Source organism: Brenneria corticis, from assembly GCF_003115855.1.
Lineage (GTDB): Bacteria > Pseudomonadota > Gammaproteobacteria > Enterobacterales > Enterobacteriaceae > Brenneria > Brenneria corticis.
On sequence record NZ_KZ819075.1, the window covers coordinates 196,287 to 212,427 of the forward strand.

Annotated in this window: 12 protein-coding genes; 3 read left to right on the top strand and 9 right to left on the bottom strand. The window is 56.1% G+C overall.

Features of this window, described 5'->3' with window-relative positions:
• Positions 1 to 34 precede the first annotated feature (34 nt).
• Positions 35 to 955 carry an ABC transporter permease gene (locus DDT56_RS07550; protein WP_246856746.1) on the top strand — a complete coding sequence of 307 codons (921 nt, stop codon included), beginning with the start codon at positions 35 to 37 and terminating at the stop codon, positions 953 to 955.
• A gap of 363 nt (positions 956 to 1,318) precedes the next feature.
• On the opposite strand, the gene DDT56_RS07555 is transcribed toward DDT56_RS07550, so the two are convergent.
• The 4 genes from DDT56_RS07555 to yieE all read right to left on the bottom strand — a co-directional run bounded on the left by DDT56_RS07555 (position 1,319) and on the right by yieE (position 7,753).
• A complete protein-coding gene (locus DDT56_RS07555; RefSeq protein WP_136165847.1) occupies positions 1,319 to 2,281 on the bottom strand; it encodes a 2-hydroxyacid dehydrogenase in 963 nt (320 codons plus the stop codon).
• Between the two features lie 463 nt (positions 2,282 to 2,744).
• Positions 2,745 to 4,862 (bottom strand): TonB-dependent receptor domain-containing protein, encoded by a 2,118-nt coding sequence (locus DDT56_RS07560; RefSeq protein WP_136165848.1) that lies wholly within the window; start codon positions 4,860 to 4,862, stop codon positions 2,745 to 2,747.
• 405 nt (positions 4,863 to 5,267) lie between these two features.
• On the bottom strand, positions 5,268 to 6,740 hold the full coding sequence (locus tag DDT56_RS07565; protein ID WP_136165849.1) for an amino acid permease: 1,473 nt from the start codon (positions 6,738 to 6,740) through the stop codon (positions 5,268 to 5,270).
• Between the two features lie 140 nt (positions 6,741 to 6,880).
• On the bottom strand, positions 6,881 to 7,753 hold the full coding sequence (yieE, locus tag DDT56_RS07570; protein ID WP_136165850.1) for a DNA-binding transcriptional regulator YeiE: 873 nt from the start codon (positions 7,751 to 7,753) through the stop codon (positions 6,881 to 6,883).
• Between the two features lie 216 nt (positions 7,754 to 7,969).
• Here yieE and DDT56_RS07575 point away from each other — a divergent pair, with 216 nt between their 5' ends.
• A complete protein-coding gene (locus tag DDT56_RS07575; protein WP_246856742.1) occupies positions 7,970 to 9,001 on the top strand; it encodes a LacI family DNA-binding transcriptional regulator in 1,032 nt (343 codons plus the stop codon).
• A 53-nt stretch (positions 9,002 to 9,054) separates the two neighbouring features.
• Here DDT56_RS07575 and edd read toward each other — a convergent pair whose 3' ends face one another.
• Genes edd through DDT56_RS07600 form a run of 5 tightly spaced genes read right to left on the bottom strand, consistent with a single transcriptional unit; the run spans position 9,055 to position 14,960 of the window.
• Entirely contained in the window at positions 9,055 to 10,884 is a 1,830-nt protein-coding gene (gene edd / locus DDT56_RS07580) for a phosphogluconate dehydratase (RefSeq protein WP_136165851.1), read from the bottom strand.
• A 26-nt stretch (positions 10,885 to 10,910) separates the two neighbouring features.
• Positions 10,911 to 11,891 carry an NAD(P)-dependent oxidoreductase gene (locus DDT56_RS07585; RefSeq protein ID WP_136165852.1) on the bottom strand — a complete coding sequence of 327 codons (981 nt, stop codon included), beginning with the start codon at positions 11,889 to 11,891 and terminating at the stop codon, positions 10,911 to 10,913.
• Positions 11,892 to 11,903: 12 nt separating this feature from the next.
• Positions 11,904 to 13,181 carry an MFS transporter gene (locus DDT56_RS07590; protein WP_136165853.1) on the bottom strand — a complete coding sequence of 426 codons (1,278 nt, stop codon included), beginning with the start codon at positions 13,179 to 13,181 and terminating at the stop codon, positions 11,904 to 11,906.
• A gap of 28 nt (positions 13,182 to 13,209) precedes the next feature.
• Positions 13,210 to 14,208: a sugar kinase gene (locus tag DDT56_RS07595; RefSeq protein WP_417903690.1), complete on the bottom strand. Its 999-nt coding sequence runs from the start codon at positions 14,206 to 14,208 to the stop codon at positions 13,210 to 13,212.
• Positions 14,208 to 14,960: a TIM barrel protein gene (locus DDT56_RS07600; RefSeq protein ID WP_136165855.1), complete on the bottom strand. Its 753-nt coding sequence runs from the start codon at positions 14,958 to 14,960 to the stop codon at positions 14,208 to 14,210. The genes DDT56_RS07595 and DDT56_RS07600 overlap by 1 nt, the downstream gene beginning before the upstream one ends.
• A 284-nt stretch (positions 14,961 to 15,244) precedes the next feature.
• On the opposite strand from DDT56_RS07600, the gene nfo reads away from it, so the two are divergent.
• Positions 15,245 to 16,096, top strand: a complete 852-nt coding sequence (nfo, locus tag DDT56_RS07605; RefSeq protein ID WP_136165856.1) for a deoxyribonuclease IV — start codon at positions 15,245 to 15,247, stop codon at positions 16,094 to 16,096.
• The last annotated feature ends 45 nt before the right edge of the window (positions 16,097 to 16,141 follow it).

Sequence of the window (16,141 nt, forward strand, 5' to 3'; positions counted from 1 at the left end):
CCACCACCTGTTCGAGTTTTTGTACAAGTGGGGCATGCTGATCACCGTTCTGGCGCTGATTACCCTTTTCGGCCTGGCATCGGATAACTTTCTCGATCCCTACAACATCATCAATATCCTGCGCTCTATCGCCATCGTTACGGTGATCGCCATCGGCGTGTCCATTTCCCTCTCCGTGGGCGGGTTCGACCTTTCCGTCGGCTCGACGGCTTCGCTTGCCAATGCGCTGGTGATTTCGCTGTTCGTCTGGCATGGATTCGGCACCACGGGAGCCATCGTCCTGACGCTGCTGCTGTGTACGCTGGTGGGACTGTTCAACGCCTTTCTGATCGTGGTGCTGAAAATCCCCGATATGCTGGCGACGCTCGCCAGCCTGTTCGTCATTCAGGGCGTGGCGATGACCTACAGCTACGGCGGCTCCATCACCCAGAATATGGTGCTGCCCAGCGGCGAAATGGCCGAAGGCCTTATCCCCGAGTTTTTCTCCACGCTGGGGCAGGTTCCGGTAATTGTCGTCATCATGCTGGTGGTGACGCTGGTGGTGCAACTTTATCTGTCGCTGACCAAACACGGCCGCCGCATGTACGCCATCGGCGGCAACCCGGAAGCGGCGCGTCTGGCGGGCATCAGAACGGCGCGCTATCGGGTTCAGGCGTATATCTTCTCTTCGCTGCTGGCGGCGCTGGGAGGGATTTTACTGGCCTCGCGCATTGGCTCCTCACAGGTCAACGCCGGCGGAGGCTATTTAATGGACGCGGTCGCCGCCGCCTATATCGGTTTCTCGCTGGCGGGTTCCGGCAAGCCGAATGCGTTGGGAACGCTGGTCGGCGCGGTGATTCTCGGCGTACTGCAAAACGGGCTGGTGATGCTTTCCGTGCCATACTACGCCATGGATATCATCAAAGGCCTGGTGCTGGCGCTGGCGCTGGCCATCACCTACATTCAGAAACGCTAATCCCCCCGCCCCTCACTGCCTGACGATGTCAGACTCAGGCAGTGAGCCTGGCGCCGTCTCCTGCCGCCGCCCGTATCGCTATTACAGCGCGATTATCGGGCGATTTATTGCCATGGCGACATTTATCGGAAAAAAGGATGACCGCTAAAAATAGTAAACTCACTTATTTAAGACGGAACAATTTATAAGGGCACATAAATAAAAATCATTTACGTGGATACCGCAAACCAATAAGCAGCAGTCCAATTAAATGCCAAAAGAGTATTATGTACGCAATATTACAGCTATGGGATACCTGGCCGAGACCAATCCTATCTAAAAAGCCGAACGATATATCCTTCGGCTAAACTTAATAGGCAGATATCAATATCCATTCTGTTGAACAAACTCATCAATATTCTCAACCGTTTTTTCCATCAATTCCTGTAGAGATGAGGCGGAGGTCCAGCCGATATGAGGCGTAATCAGCAGGTTAGGCAATATTTTCGCCGCGCTCATTAACGGATTATCTTTTGTCGGCGGCTCCTGGGTCAGACAATCCAATGCCGCGCCGGCGATACGGCGGTGATTCAGGGCGGACAATAGCGCGGCTTCATCAATCAGCCCCCCTCTGGCGGTATTAATAATCGACACCGTGGGCTTACACAACGCCAGCGTGTGTGAATTTATCAGACAGCGGGTTTCATCGCTTAACGGGCAGTGCAGGGAAAGGGTATCCGCAGACTGCATGACCTGTTCAAAGGGTAAATACCCCGGACGGCACTGCGCCACGCCTCTGCGTTCGGCGAATAGAACTTTCATCCCCAGAGCCGTGCCTAGGCGCGCCACTTCGCGGCCAATGGCTCCGGCGCCAATGATTCCCAGCGTTGAACCGGCGATATCTTTTACCGGATGGTCAAAATAGGAAAACTGAGGCTGACTGGCCCAGCGATCGCCAAGCTGATCGCGATACCAACCCATCAGACTATGCTTAAGCGCGAAAATCATGGCGATGGCGTGTTCGGAAACCGCCTGGGTGGAATAATTCGCTACGTTCTTTACGCTGATGCCCAGTTCCGCGGCGGCGACGGTATCAATGTTATTGGTGCCGGTAGCCGTTACCGCAATCAGTTTCACCGTGGGCAATGCCGACAGGATTTCCCGCGTCAATACCGTTTTACTGGTGATAATGATGTCGCTGTTTTTCGCCCTGTCAATAACCAGCTCAGGCGGAGTATGACTATATTCGATCCATTCATGGCGGCATTGCGGTCGCCTGAAACTATTTTTTTTCATAAAAATAGTTTCAGGCAATGCGCCCTTATCTAAAAAGGTAATTTTTAACATTGCGTGTGTCCTGTTTATTATTTATACGTTAAGCGTTTAATAGCGATAGTAACAAAATCCCCTTACCAAAACTAACCGCGCAATTTTCCACAGGGAAATAACAACGGTACTTTTTCGCTTATATCGTCAAAATGATAGCACGCTAATTATTTAGAACTAAATTTAATTTGTGATAAATCTTATTATTATTGGCGCTGATATATGCGTCGCGATTAGTGGTTATCAGCGTAGACAGCATTAAGAAAATTAACAACGTCAACGATAATGAATTTCATTCATTATCGTTTTTTTATAAAAAACCGGCGTAAATAGCACTGGCGGCTTTCTATACTCTTTATTTTCGCTGGCTATGCCGGTCATCAAGACGGATAAGGACGTTGGGAATATCTTTGCGGACTAACAGAAGGGGAAGTGGCGGGAAAAGTGATGTGGACTTTAGGCGCCCACATCACCGGCTGGCTTATCAGAAGGTTACATTTACCGATACCCAGTAGTTACGGCCAGGCAAGACGGAACCGGCGGTGCTCTGCGAGGAGGTGAAGTAATCCCCCGCCGTTGTGGTGCCGCTTCCTACCGCGAAGACATGGGTCTTGGTAAAGTCCTTATCCAGCAGGTTGTTAACTGCTCCATTAAGGGTGACATCCTTCGATACTTTATAGGAGCCGCCCAGATTAAATACGGTGAATGACTTAAAGTCAGAGCCTAAATTGTCATGAACTACTTTGTTAGCGTCAGAGAGATTTTCATAATTCGAGGTAAAACGCGCCGTTTTACTGCGGTATTCCGCCTTCAGCCAGGTGGAAAGCTTCTCATTGACGTTCCAGTTCAGGCGGGCATTAGCCATATGCTTCGGCGTATTGGTCAGGCGAGCGCCTTTGTCTACACCATCCTTCTGTTCACTGTCGGTAAAGGTGTAGTTCAGATTCAGTTTCCAGTCCTCCGACCATAACGGAACGGTGGTCGCCAGTTCCAGACCTTGAGTCACCGCTTTACCAATATTGCGATAACTTACGGCTGTACCACCATTATAATCGACATCATAGCTATCGATTTTATTGCGATAACGATTATGGAACAGAGTCGCATTAGCACCAAATCCGGTATAGTTCTCATAGTACACGCCCACTTCAGTATTGACGCTTTTCTCCGGATTCAGATCCGGATTACCAATAGTAACAACTGAACCCTGACCGGTAAGGCCGCTCACACCATCATGCAACCGGGACATCGAAGGTGCCTTATAGCCGGTGCTTACTCCCCCCTTCACCGTCCAGTCGTCCGACGCATTCCATACCAGATAGGAGCGCGGGCTCACATTGCCGCCAAATACCTCGTGATGATCGTAACGAGCACCGTAGGTCAGCGCCAGGGAGTCCAGCAGCCGCCACTCGTCCTCGGCAAACAGCGCCCAGGTATCCTGTTCGAATTTCTCCCCGGTCTTCACCTGCACGATGCCGTCCTTCATCGTCGCATTCCAGTACTGGCCGCCGACGCTAAGCAGATGGCTGTCGCCCAGCGGCGCTACCAGTTTGGTATCCAGAATAATATTGGTATTTTTCAGCAGCCGTTTATCCCCTACCGCATCAGCCGGAACTTCAGATCCCGCAGAAATTAAGCGCCCCTTTGTTTCAGTCTGGTTATAAGACAAGCTGGAACTCCAGGTACCGAAATCCAGTTGGTTATCGCTGCCCAGCGTTACCTTGCGGCGCTGGTAGCGCAGCGTATCCTCATAGCCCCCTCGAGAACCAGAGCCCAGCGTTCCCAATTGCGCTTCGCTATTATCATATTTCTGGTTGGCGATTTCGCCGTCCAGCCACAGAGAGTTTCTCCCGTCCAGCGCCCAGGTCAGCTTGCCGCCAAGCAGATAGTTATCCGATTTCACCGGGTTCGGTCCGCGATTGCTAAGTTCGGTTCCGGTGGTCGAGGATTCCACGCTTGAGGCGTCGCGGCGGAAAACGCTGCCGCGCAGCGCCAGCCCCAGCTTGTCTTCAATCAGCGCGCCGCTGGAATAGAAGGTGAATTTGGAGGTATCGCCATATTTGGTATCTTCCTGGAAAGCATGATCGAGGGACAGCGAACCGGACCACTCCTTCGCCACCTTTTTGGTAATGATATTCACCACCCCGCCCATGGCGTCGGAGCCGTACAGGGTGGACATCGGCCCGCGAATAACCTCAATGCGCTCAATGGCGGACAGCGGCGGCATAAAGCTGGTATTCATGGTGCCGAAGCCGTTCGGCGTAACGTCCGAGGTACCGTTCTGACGAATGCCGTCAACCAGGATCAATGTATAATCGCTAGGCATACCACGAATGCTGATATCCAGCCCGCCCGTTTTTCCGGTGGAACTGCGCACGTCAACGCCTTCCACATCGCTCAGCGCCTCGGCCAGATCGTTGAATTTGCGTTTACTCAGTTCGTCCTGACTTATCACCGAAATACTGGCCGCGGCGTCGGTGATCTTTTGTTCATAGCCGGAAGCCGTAACGACCAGCACATCATCCTGCGTCGCGCCGATAACGGATGTCGATGCGCTTGCTGCGAGCGCCAGTGCCACTGATTTTTTTATACTAATTGACATGTTTTTTGTCCTTCTAAAAACGGATAGGCCACATTGAGTTTTTTTGTCAGAACCAGTGTAATTATTTCAATCAAATTGTAAATAGAAATAAATATCATTTACAAAATCATTCACAAATAATATTAATTATATTAATGTTAATAAAAACAACAAGATAGTAAAAACCATTAATAAGCCTTATCTCGGCGTATAAAAAACGCCCAATAAAACAAGTGAATAAATTTGTTCAACTTCGATGATTTAAACCACGACAGGGGAGCAGATCACAGAAACGGATTAGAAAAAATTAATTGGGAAGGATAAAAACAGCATAAAAAAAGGGTTGTTCCACCTACGTGAAACAACCCGATAAGAGTCGGCGTCATACCCGCCAGATGTTGAGAGCAACACCTGCGGGCATAGAGCTTATTTGCTTTCCGGGAAGGTCATATCCCGATATTTAATAAAACGTGTACCGCGGGAAAGTTTATAACCAAACCAAATCAATAAAAACAATGGGATACCGATATAGGTTGCCGTTACGCCGTACCAGTCGATCTTATCTTCCAGAAAAGCCTGATAGTTTTGCCCGAGGGTGATAATCAGGCAGAGCACGAAGGCGAAGATCGGCCCCAGCGGGAAGAAACCGGAACGGTACGGAAGACGGTCAAGATCGTGCCCCTGCATCACGTAACCGCGACGGAAGCGATAGTGGCTGATGGCAATCCCCAGCCAGGCGATAAACCCGGTCATGCCCGAGGTATTCAGCAGCCACAGATACACCGTCTGGTTACCGTACATCGACGACAGGAAACAGAGCGCCGCCACCACCGTGGTTGCATACAGCGCATTGCGCGGCACGCCGCCTTTCGACAGCCGGGCGAAAATACGCGGCGCCTTGCCTTCCGAGGCCAGGGTAAACAGCATGCGCGTCGAAGCGTACATGCCGGAGTTGCCCGCGGACAGCACCGCCGTCAGGATAACCGCGTTCATAACCGCCGCCGCCGACAGCAGCCCTGCATGCTGGAACACCAGGGTAAACGGGCTGACGGTAATATCTTTCACATCGTTGCGCAGCAGGCTGGGGTCGGTATAGGGAATGATCAGGCTGATGATCAGGATGGCGAAAATATAGAACAGCAGAATACGCCAGAATACCTGACGAACCGCGCGGGGAATATTTTTCTGCGGATCCTTCGACTCGCCGGCGGCAATGCCGATAAGCTCCGTGCCCTGAAATGAAAAGCCGACGATCATCGCCACGCCGATCATGGCGGAGAAACCGCCGGCAAAAGGCGCATCGTCAATCTGCCAGTTATGGAAGCCGGCGTTTTCCGCGCCGCGCAGAATGCCGGCGATCATCAGAATCCCCACGGCGATAAAGATAATGACCGTCGTCACCTTGATCAGCGAGAACCAGTATTCCGCTTCGCCGAATCCTTTTACCGAAATGTAGTTCAGCAGGAACATCAGGGCCAGGAACAGCGCGCTCCAGATCCAGCCGGACACCTCCGGAAACCAATATCCCATCACCAACTGGGCGGCGACCAGGTCGACCGCGATGGTAACGGCCCAGTTGTACCAGTAATTCCATCCCAGCGCGAAGCCGAAGCCCTCTTCCACGTAGCGGGCGCCATAGGTGGAAAATGAGCCGGACGTCGGCATAAACGCCGCCAGCTCTCCCAGACTGGTCATCAGGAAGTAAACCATCAGGCCGATCAGGGCATAGGATAACAGCGCGCCGCCCGGCCCCGCCTGTGAAACCGTAGCGCCGGAAGCGACGAAAAGCCCGGTGCCAATCGAGCCGCCAATGGCGATCATCGTCAAATGCCGGGCTTTAAGCTCGCGGCGTAGTGTGGGTTTCCCCTGAATGTCACTTTGAGTGTTTTGCTGAGCCATTATTATCCTGACTGCTCTTACTAAAAATCGAGGCGGGATTGTAGCAAATAGCCTTATGCTGAATAGTCTGGATCGCCGAGTTATAAGTGAGGTTCATAACTCGCGCCCGATTATTAGCAACGGCGCAGGGAGAACGAAGGCTACGCCGTCGCGCGGCAATAGCTCAGGAAACGCTGCCAAACCGTTGAAATATGTTTCTGGCGATGATGAACCAGATACAGCGTACGCAGCATCTTGGGCAACGGAACGGAGAGTTCCACCAGCGTGCCGATCTCCAGCTGTTCGGCAATAACGTGGCGCGACAGGCAGCTAATCCCGATACCGTGACGCACCGCATGTTTGATGGCCTCGGAATTGCCCAGTTCCATCACCAGATGAAAATGAGGCAGACGCGCCAGCAGCAGATGATCCAGCACTTCCCGCGTTCCGGAGCCGCGTTCGCGCAGGATCCACGGCGCTTCGGCGAGCGACGTTAGCGTAATGTCCTGTTGGCTGAGAGGATGGGTCGGCGCGCAGAATACCACCAGCTCATCTTCCAGCCAGGGCTGCGTCACCAGATCGGGATGATGGCACGGCCCTTCAATCAGCCCGAGATCGACCCTGAATTCGGAAACGCCGGTAATCACATCCAGCGTGTTGCCGACATGCAGCTCCAGCGGGATATCGGGGAAATCCCGGCGATAGCGGGCAATCATTTCCGGTAACAGGTAATTGCCGATGGTGCTGCTGGCATAAATGCGCAACGCGCCGTTGTCGCGGCGAAAAAGCTGTTCAATCTCCACCGATTGCTCAAGTAATGACAATGCCTTGGGATAAAGCAGGCGCCCGTGCTCATTCACCACCAGCCGTTTACCAACGCGGTCAAATAACTGAACGCCCAACTGTCCTTCGAGATCGGCCAGCGCGGCGCTGACGGCGGACTGGGAGAGCGCGAGCACCACCGAAGCCTGAGTTGTCGAACCGCTTTTCAGAACTTCAGTAAAAACTTCTAACTGGCGTAAGGTAATATGCATAATCGGCTTTTATCGAAAATATCTATAGTTGGGAAGATATTAATAAATATCTCTGGAGAATTCACGTAGTCAACGGTCCAATCGACGGCCTGTTTTCGCGTTGCGGCCTGGCGTGCGCAAGACCTGCATTACAGTATAGATTCTTTAGACAAGATGGTTTTTTCTATAACATAGCGCGATGCCGACATCATTGATGTCATGGATCAGGAGCAGTGAGTGAACGAACCAATCAGGCGTAAACGTTCTTATGCCACCATTCGGGATGTCGCCGCCCGGGCCAAAGCGGGAAAAACCAGTATTTCACGCTATCTGGGCGGTGAATTTCATCTGCTGTCGGACGATCTCCGCCAGCGTATTGAAAATGCCATACGGGAGCTGGAGTACCGGCCGAATCAGATGGCCCGCAGCCTGAAGCATGGGCGAACCCGGTTAATCGGTTTGATTATCGCCGATATCAGCAACCCGTTTTCCGTTGAAGTGCTGCGCGGCGTCGAGGCGGAGGCCAACCAGCATGGCTTTATGACCGTGGTGTGCAATTCGCGCAACAGCATAGAACTGGAGTGCGAATATCTCAACCTGCTGAATGGTTACCGGGTGGACGGGCTGATCATCAATTCGGCCGGGATCAACGATGCCTTTCTCCAGGCGCTGAAGGCCACCACGCTGCCCTTTGTTCTGATCGACAGAAAAGTCGACGATTTCCCCTGCGATATGGTGGGACTGGACAATCCTCAAGCCGCCGCGCTCGCTACCGACCATTTAATTAACCAGGGATTCGAGGCGCTGCTGTTTCTCAGCGAACCCGCCCGCTATATCAGCACCCGTCAGGAAAGATTACAGACTTTTCATCAGATACTGCAACAACATCCCCATATCAGCGCGGAAAGCCATGAGGTGCTGCTGCCCGCCCCCGATGAGATTGAGCGGTTGATCGCCGGGTTCTGCAGCGGGCACCGCGGCATGCGCAAAGCGGTGATTGCCGCGAACGGCGTGCTCACCCTGCAGGTGGCTCAGGCATTGAATCGGCTGGGGCTGCACTGGGGAGCGGATATCGGCTTTCTGAGCTTTGATAACCTGGAATGGGCGGCGCTGGCCGGCAAGGGCATTACCTCGGTTTCCCAACCGACCGCCGAAATGGGGCGCAAGGCGGTAACCTGTCTGCTGAATAAGCTGGATAATCCCGAACATCCCCCGGCGCAGCATCTGTTCAGCGGCGAATTGATTATCCGCGGCTCCACCTCGCTATAAATAACCTGCCGCGCTCCCGGCATGGCGCCGGGAAAGCGGATGGCGCCGATATCTTACCTGACGGCAACCTCCTGCTGTTCGTCATCGTCGGGGAACAGTACCGTGGCGCCCTGTTCCGCGGTGGAGACATTGCGGCGGAACAGGGAAAAAAGCTCGCGCCCCATCCCCCGGTGCTGCTCTTGCAGATCGGGCTTTTCCGCCGCTCGCCGACCAATATCGTCCAATACCTCCAGCCGTCCGGCGAGCGCATCCACCAGCAGCCGATCGCCCGTCCTCAGGCGGGCCAGCGCGCCCCCTTTCGCGGCCTCCGGCGTTACGTGCAGCGCGGCGGGAATTTTGCCGGACGCCCCGGACAGCCGTCCGTCGGTCACCAGCGCGACCTTATAGCCCGCCTTCTGCACGTTGCCGAGGATCGGCATCAATTTATGCAGCTCCGGCATACCGTTGGCCGCAGGCCCGCTATAGCGCACCACGATAACCGCGTCCCTCTGCAGTTCCCCGTTCTTATAAGCGGCCTCGACCTCATGCTGGGAGTCGAAAACCAGCGCCGGCGCTTCAACCACCCGATGCTCCGGCGCCACCGCGCTGACCTTGATCACCGCCCGCCCCAGATTGCCCGATAACAGCTTTAATCCGCCCGAGTCGCTGAACGCCTGCCCCGCCGGGGCAATCACATCCGGCAACCGGGTATCGTCGAGCCGTTGCCAGCATAGCTTATCGTTATCCACTACCGGCCGGCGGAAATGGGCGCTGAACTCGCCGCAAAACGCCTGCGCATCCCGGTTCAGCAACCCGCGATCGTCGAGATGTTTCAGCAGCAGCGGCACGCCGCCCGCCTGTTGAAAGGCATTGATATCCGCCGGACCATTGGGATAAACCCGAGCCAGCAACGGCACCACGTCCGACAGATCGCTGAAATCATCCCAACCAATCTGCAACCCGGCGGCGCGAGCGACGGCGACCAGATGCAGGGTGTGATTGGTGCTGCCGCCCGACGCCAACAGCGCGACCAGGCCGTTCACCAAGGCGCGTTCGTCGACGATGCGCCACAGCGGGCGGTAGCGAGAGCCTGCGGCAATCTGCGTGGTAATCAGCGACGCGGTTTCCCTGGTCAACAACTGGCGCAGAGGATCGCCCGGCGCGACAAACGCCGAACCGGGCAGCATCAGCCCCATGGCTTCGAACACCAGTTGGTTGGTATTCGCCGTGCCATAAAAGGTGCAGGTTCCCGGGCTGTGGTAGGCCTGATTCTCTATGGCCTGCAGCGCTTCGCGCCCGACCTGACGGGCGGCATATTGCTGCCTGACCTGAACCTTTTCATCATTGCCGATGCCGGTGCTCATCGGCCCCGCCGGGACGAAGGCCGTCGGCAGATGACCGAAGGACAGCGCCCCCATCAGTTGCCCGGGGGCGATTTTATCGCAGATACCGAGCAATAGCGCGGCGTCGAACGCATTATGGCTCAGCGCCACCGCCGTCGCCTGCGCGATGACATCACGGGAAAACAGCGATAAATCCATACCATCCTGCCCCTGCGTGACGCCGTCACACATCGCCGGCACGCCGCCGGCCACCTGCGCCGAATGCCCCAGCGCGGCGACGGCCGCCTTGATCTGCCGCGGATAATCCGCATAAGGCTGGTGAGCGCTCAGCATGTCGTTATAGGCGGTGACAATCGCCACATTGCAGCGGGTCATATCCATCAGGGTCGACTTCTGCGACTGCGGGCAGGCGGCAATCACATGGGCCAGATTGCCGCAGGCCAAATGGGTCCGGGGTCTGCCCAGCGCGGCCTGCCGTTGCATCTGCGCCTCATAGCGCCGGCGGGTTGGCTCACTGCGCTGACGGATCCGCTCGGTGACGCCGCGAATAACAGGATGCATACCCTTACTCCTCCTCTCCTGGCTGATTATCCGCCAACGCGGGCGGTGGGATTGACGCAGTTTTGCGCGACGTCGCCCTGCAAGGCGGCGAACAGATTGTCTACGGCGCAGCGCACCATCGCATAGCGCGTTTCATGGGTCGCGGAACCGATATGGGGCAAGGCGACCACATTCGGCAGCGACAGCAGCGGAGAGTCGGCAGGCAGCGGCTCCTGCTCGAACACATCCAGCCCGGCGCCTCTGATAACCCCCTGCTGCAGCGCCTCAATCAGCGCCGCCTGGTCAACAATTTTTCCGCGCGAACCGTTGATCAAAAAGGCGCTGGACTTCATCTTGCGCAGCTGTTCCTTGCCGATGAATTTGGTGGTTTCCGGCAGCAGCGGCAGCACCACGCAGACAAAATCGGACTGCGCCAGCAGTTCATCCAGATCGCGGCGGCGGGCGTGCAGCGTCTGTTCCGCCAGCGGATGCGCGACGTCGTTGTAATAGAGTACGGACATGCCGAACCCGGCGTGAGCGCGTTTGGCCACCGCATAACCGATGCGCCCCATGCCCAGAATACCGATGGTCTTGCCGTTCACATCGGTGCCGTAACAATCAGCGCCGATACTGCGGGTCCAGCGCCCCTGTTTGACCAGCTCGGCCATTTCAATCGCGCGTCGGGCGCTGTTCAGCACCAGCAAAAAAATGGTATCCGCGGTGGTCTCCGTTAGTACGCCGGGCGTGTGCATCAAAAAAATCCCCCGGTCAGTGAGATCCGGCACGCTGAACTGATCGACCCCGACGGATATGGTGGAGATGGCGCGCAGACGCGGCGCCCGATCCAGATAGGCCGCGGTAATCGGGCAGCTGGCGCCGATTAATCCCTCGGCCTGCTGCAACGCCCGGATGAAATCATCCCGGTTTTCCGCGGTGACGCCATCAAAAAAGGTCAGGTTGCAATGCTCTTGCAAACGCGCCATCTGGTCGGCGGGGATGTTTTTATACAGTACGACATGCGGTTTCATAACACTTTCCTTTTAGGCCGCTTCGGGTTGCGGATGAACGGTTTTGTCGGCGTTGGGTTTGACGATGATGGTCAACAGCACCGAGGCAAACAGCGCGGCGCCCATGAAAATGTAAGAGGCGCCCGGATTGCCGGTGGCGGCGTTCAGGTGCCCCACAAACCAGGCGCCGATAAAGGAGCCCAGCGCGCCCATGCTGTTGATCAGCGCCATCGCGCCGCCTGACACGTTTTTCGGCAGCATTTCCGGAATGATGGCGAAGAAAGGTCCGTAAGGGGCGTACATGGAAGCGCCGGCGATCACCAGCAGGGTATAGGAGAGCCAGAAATGATCGGCGCCCAGCAGGAAGGAGCCCAGGAAACACACCGCGCCCAGCAGCAGCATCGGCCAAACGAACAGTTTGCGGTTTTGCATCCTATCGGACATCCACGACACCAGGATCATGGCGATGGTGGCGGCCAGATAAGGCACGGAGGTCAGCCATCCCGTCGCCACCATCCCCATATTGGAGGCGTCGCGAATAATGGAAGGCAGCCAGAGGACAAAGCCGTATACGCCGATGCTCCAGCAGAAATATTGCGCGCAAAGCAGGACGACGTTTTTCGACTTGAACGCCTCCATATAGTTACGCACCGGCTTAATATTTTTCTGCTCCTCCGCCAGGATCTCGCTCAGGTCATCTTTCTCCTGCTGCGTTAGCCAGCTCACCTGCTGCGGCTTGTCGCGCACCGTTTTCCACCAGAACAGCGCCCAGAGCACGGCGGGCAGGCCTTCGATAATGAACATTTCGCGCCAGCCCAGCGCCTGGATCAGATAGCCGGAAACCACCGACATCCACAGCACCGTGACCGGATTGCCGAGGATCAAAAAGGTATTGGCCCGTGAACGCTCTTTTTTGGTAAACCAGTTGCTGATATATATCAGCATGGCCGGCATCACAGCCGCCTCGACCACCCCCAGGGTAAAACGGATAACGATGAGCATCGGGATGTTGCTGACCATGCCGGTCAGGGTGGCGCAGCCGCCCCACAGCAGCACGCACCAGAAAATCAGCTTTCTGACGCTGCGTTTTTCCGCATAAATCGCCCCGGGGATCTGAAAGAAAAAGTACCCCAGAAAGAACAGGGAACCGAGCAGGGAGGACATTCCCCTGGTGATGCCCAGATCTTCATTAATCCCCGCCGCCGCGGCAAAGCTGTAGTTGGCGCGGTCGAGGTAGGCCAGGCTGTAGGTGATAAATATAATCGGCATAATGCGCCACCATCTGGACGGCGCCGGGAGCTTGCTGGTCATATGCATTCCTCTTGTAGTTCTCTGATGATTATGCGGATGCCGGTACAACGTCCGCGGCCTGGGACATTTCGGCGTTTAACGCCGCGCGGGTCGGTAAACCTTCGCTGTCGCCGATAACCTGAATGGCGCGGGCGCCGATAAAATTACCGCGCGCCACCGCCTGGCTTATCGTCATCCCCTCCAGTAAGGCGCTGACGACCCCGACGGCAAAGCCATCGCCGGCGCCCACCGTATCCACCACGTTATTCACCCGCAGCGCCGGGACGACGCCTTTTTCACCTTCCGCCGTCTGGTAATAGGCTCCCTCTTCGCCGGTTTTAATCACCACCGCCTTCACCCCGCCGGTGAGGTAAAAATCAGCAATGTCTTGCGGCGTGGTCAGGCCGGTGAGGATCCGCCCCTCTTTCAATCCGGGCAGCACCACGTCGGCGGCAAAAGCCAGCTTATTCAGCTGCGCCACCATCTCTTGCGGGGAACGCCACAGCACCGGGCGCAGATTGGGATCGAAAGAGACGGTTTTCCCCCGGGAGCGCATCCACTGGGCGGCGTGCGCGGATAGCGCATACGACGACGGCGACAGCGCCGCCGCGACGCCGCTCAGGTGCAGATGGCGCGCGGCGCTAAAATAGGATTCGTCGAAGTCTGCCAGTGAGAGGCGGCTGGCCGCCGAGCCTTTACGGAAATACTCCACGATGGGATCGGTTCCATTTTCGGCCCGGGATTTCAGCTGAAACCCCGTCGGGTAGGCGTCGTCGATGGCTACCGTCTGACAGTCCACCCGCTCTTTTTCCAGCGTCGCCAGAATAAAGCGGCCAAAGGAATCATTGCCCAGGCGGCTTACCCAGCCGCTTTTTAATCCCAGGCGCGCCAGACCGATGGCGACGTTCAGCTCGGCCCCCGCCGCCCGGCGCACAAACTGCTCGACCTGATGCAGTTCGCCGGCTTGGGTGGCGACAAACATCATCATGGCTTCGCCGAAGGTTACAACGTCCAGATCCCTGCGCGCATTTGTCGTCGTCATGTTCATCACACCTCTTTTAATTTAGTCACGTAGTAGCGGGTCACCTCCGCCAGATCGTCGCCTTCCAGCGGAAACTCGATGCCCCGCGGCGCCTCCGCCGGCAGGCGGCTCAGCAGCTCGCGCCAGCGGCCGTCGCTGTTATCCAGAGAGACCGCGGCCAGGCGCCCCCCGGCATCGGCCCGGCTGGCCTTGACGTGCACATAGGCCACATGCTCGGCCAGCGCCGCCGCCGCGGTCAGGGCGTCCTCATCCAGCCAGTGCCAGTTGGCCATGTCGAAGGTCATGGCGATCGGCAGGTTTCCTGCCGCCACCCGCTCAAAGAAAGCCGCCAGCGGAGCGATGCGTCCGCCCTCCGGCGTTTGATCGTTTTCAATCACCAGTCGGACCGGGAAGTCGCGCAGTACGGCGGGAATAGCCGACAGATCGGTATCATCGCGCCAGGTTCCCAGCGGCAGTTTCAACAAGCGGGCCCGCAGGCGCCGCGCATCGTTCAGATGCGCGCGGAGACGCGCCAGATCGGGTTGGCCGTTTTCCGTCAGCAGAGGCTGCGGCACCGAATAGATCGCAAACAGCCCATGCGCGTCGATTTGCGCCGCCAGTGGTTCCAGTTGATCGGTGGATGAGAGCAACTCATGGCGGATCTCTACCCCATCGGCGCCGCCGGCCTGAATAACGGGTAACAGCGCCGCCTGCCCGCCAAGCCGACGTACCGTATCAATCCCGTAGGCCGAGGTGACGATGACAATATCTTTTTTCATAAGAGTCCTTATTAATCAGTAAAATAGCCCGCATTGGCATCATAACGATTTCTCAGGGAGGCTATTTATCGACCGGATAACGTTTGGTTAAACAGATTATGGGACCGGTCCCAATAAAAAATCCACGCTGCATGTGTACAAATATGAAGCGCGTCACTATTCCATGGGAAAAATGTGTCTTTGGCGGGATGGCGAACGGCCCGGAGTAAATAATTTACCGCTTAACGTCTGGTTAACCGCTCCGACGGTGCCATAATGCGTGCGTCATCAAGAGGAAAATCATTATGAAATACATAGGCGCCCACGTCAGCGCCGCCGGTGGCGTAGACCAGGCGGTAATACGAGCCCATGAGCTGGAAGCGACCGCTTTCGCATTGTTTACCAAAAATCAGCGCCAATGGCAGGCGGCTCCGCTGACCCCGGAGACGATCGCGCGGTTTAAATCCGCCTGTGAAAAGTATGGCTACACCCCGGCGCAGATTCTGCCGCACGATAGCTATCTGATTAATCTCGGACACCCGGAAGACGCGGCGCTGGAAAAATCGCGCGCCGCCTTTATCGACGAGATGGCGCGCTGCCAGCAGTTGGGGCTGAGCCTGCTTAATTTCCATCCCGGCAGCCACCTGAAGCAGATTGATGAAGACCGTTGCCTGGCGCGCATCGCCGAGTCGATCAATATTGCGCTGGCGGCCACCGAGGGCGTTACCGCGGTAATTGAAAACACCGCCGGCCAGGGAAGCAATCTGGGGTTTCGCTTTGAACATCTGGCCGCCATTATCGCCGGCGTCGAAGACAAAAGCCGCGTCGGCGTGTGCATCGATACCTGCCACGCCTTTGCCGGCGGATATGATTTACGCACCAGCAGCGAATGCGACCGAACCTTTGCCGAATTCGAGCGCATCGTCGGTTTTGATTATTTACGCGGCATGCACCTGAACGACGCCAAAAGCGAATTCAACAGCCGGGTGGATCGTCACCACAGCCTGGGGGAAGGAAATATCGGTAAAACCGCCTTCAGCTACATCATGAAGGATCGGCGTTTTGACAGTATCCCGCTGATTCTGGAAACCGTTAATCCGGATATCTGGGCGCAGGAAATCGCCTGGCTTAAGTCGCAGGATCCGCAATCTTGCTAAAACGAAAAAAGGAGCCGCTGGTTTAACCCGGCGGCTCCTTTTCCC

Excerpts from the sequence above, each read along its gene's own strand:
- yieE (WP_136165850.1), bottom strand. The coding sequence starts at position 7,753 with ATGCATATTACCTTACGCCAGTTAGAAGTTTTTACTGAAGTTCTGAAA.
- DDT56_RS07550 (WP_246856746.1), top strand. The coding sequence starts at position 35 with ATGCTGATCACCGTTCTGGCGCTGATTACCCTTTTCGGCCTGGCATCG.
- DDT56_RS07590 (WP_136165853.1), bottom strand. The coding sequence starts at position 13,181 with ATGACCAGCAAGCTCCCGGCGCCGTCCAGATGGTGGCGCATTATGCCG.
- DDT56_RS07600 (WP_136165855.1), bottom strand. The coding sequence starts at position 14,960 with ATGAAAAAAGATATTGTCATCGTCACCTCGGCCTACGGGATTGATACG.
- nfo (WP_136165856.1), top strand. The coding sequence starts at position 15,245 with ATGAAATACATAGGCGCCCACGTCAGCGCCGCCGGTGGCGTAGACCAG.
- DDT56_RS07560 (WP_136165848.1), bottom strand. The coding sequence starts at position 4,862 with ATGTCAATTAGTATAAAAAAATCAGTGGCACTGGCGCTCGCAGCAAGC.
- DDT56_RS07595 (WP_417903690.1), bottom strand. The coding sequence starts at position 14,208 with ATGAACATGACGACGACAAATGCGCGCAGGGATCTGGACGTTGTAACC.
- DDT56_RS07585 (WP_136165852.1), bottom strand. The coding sequence starts at position 11,891 with ATGAAACCGCATGTCGTACTGTATAAAAACATCCCCGCCGACCAGATG.
- DDT56_RS07565 (WP_136165849.1), bottom strand. The coding sequence starts at position 6,740 with ATGGCTCAGCAAAACACTCAAAGTGACATTCAGGGGAAACCCACACTA.
- DDT56_RS07555 (WP_136165847.1), bottom strand. The coding sequence starts at position 2,281 with ATGTTAAAAATTACCTTTTTAGATAAGGGCGCATTGCCTGAAACTATT.
- edd (WP_136165851.1), bottom strand. The coding sequence starts at position 10,884 with ATGCATCCTGTTATTCGCGGCGTCACCGAGCGGATCCGTCAGCGCAGT.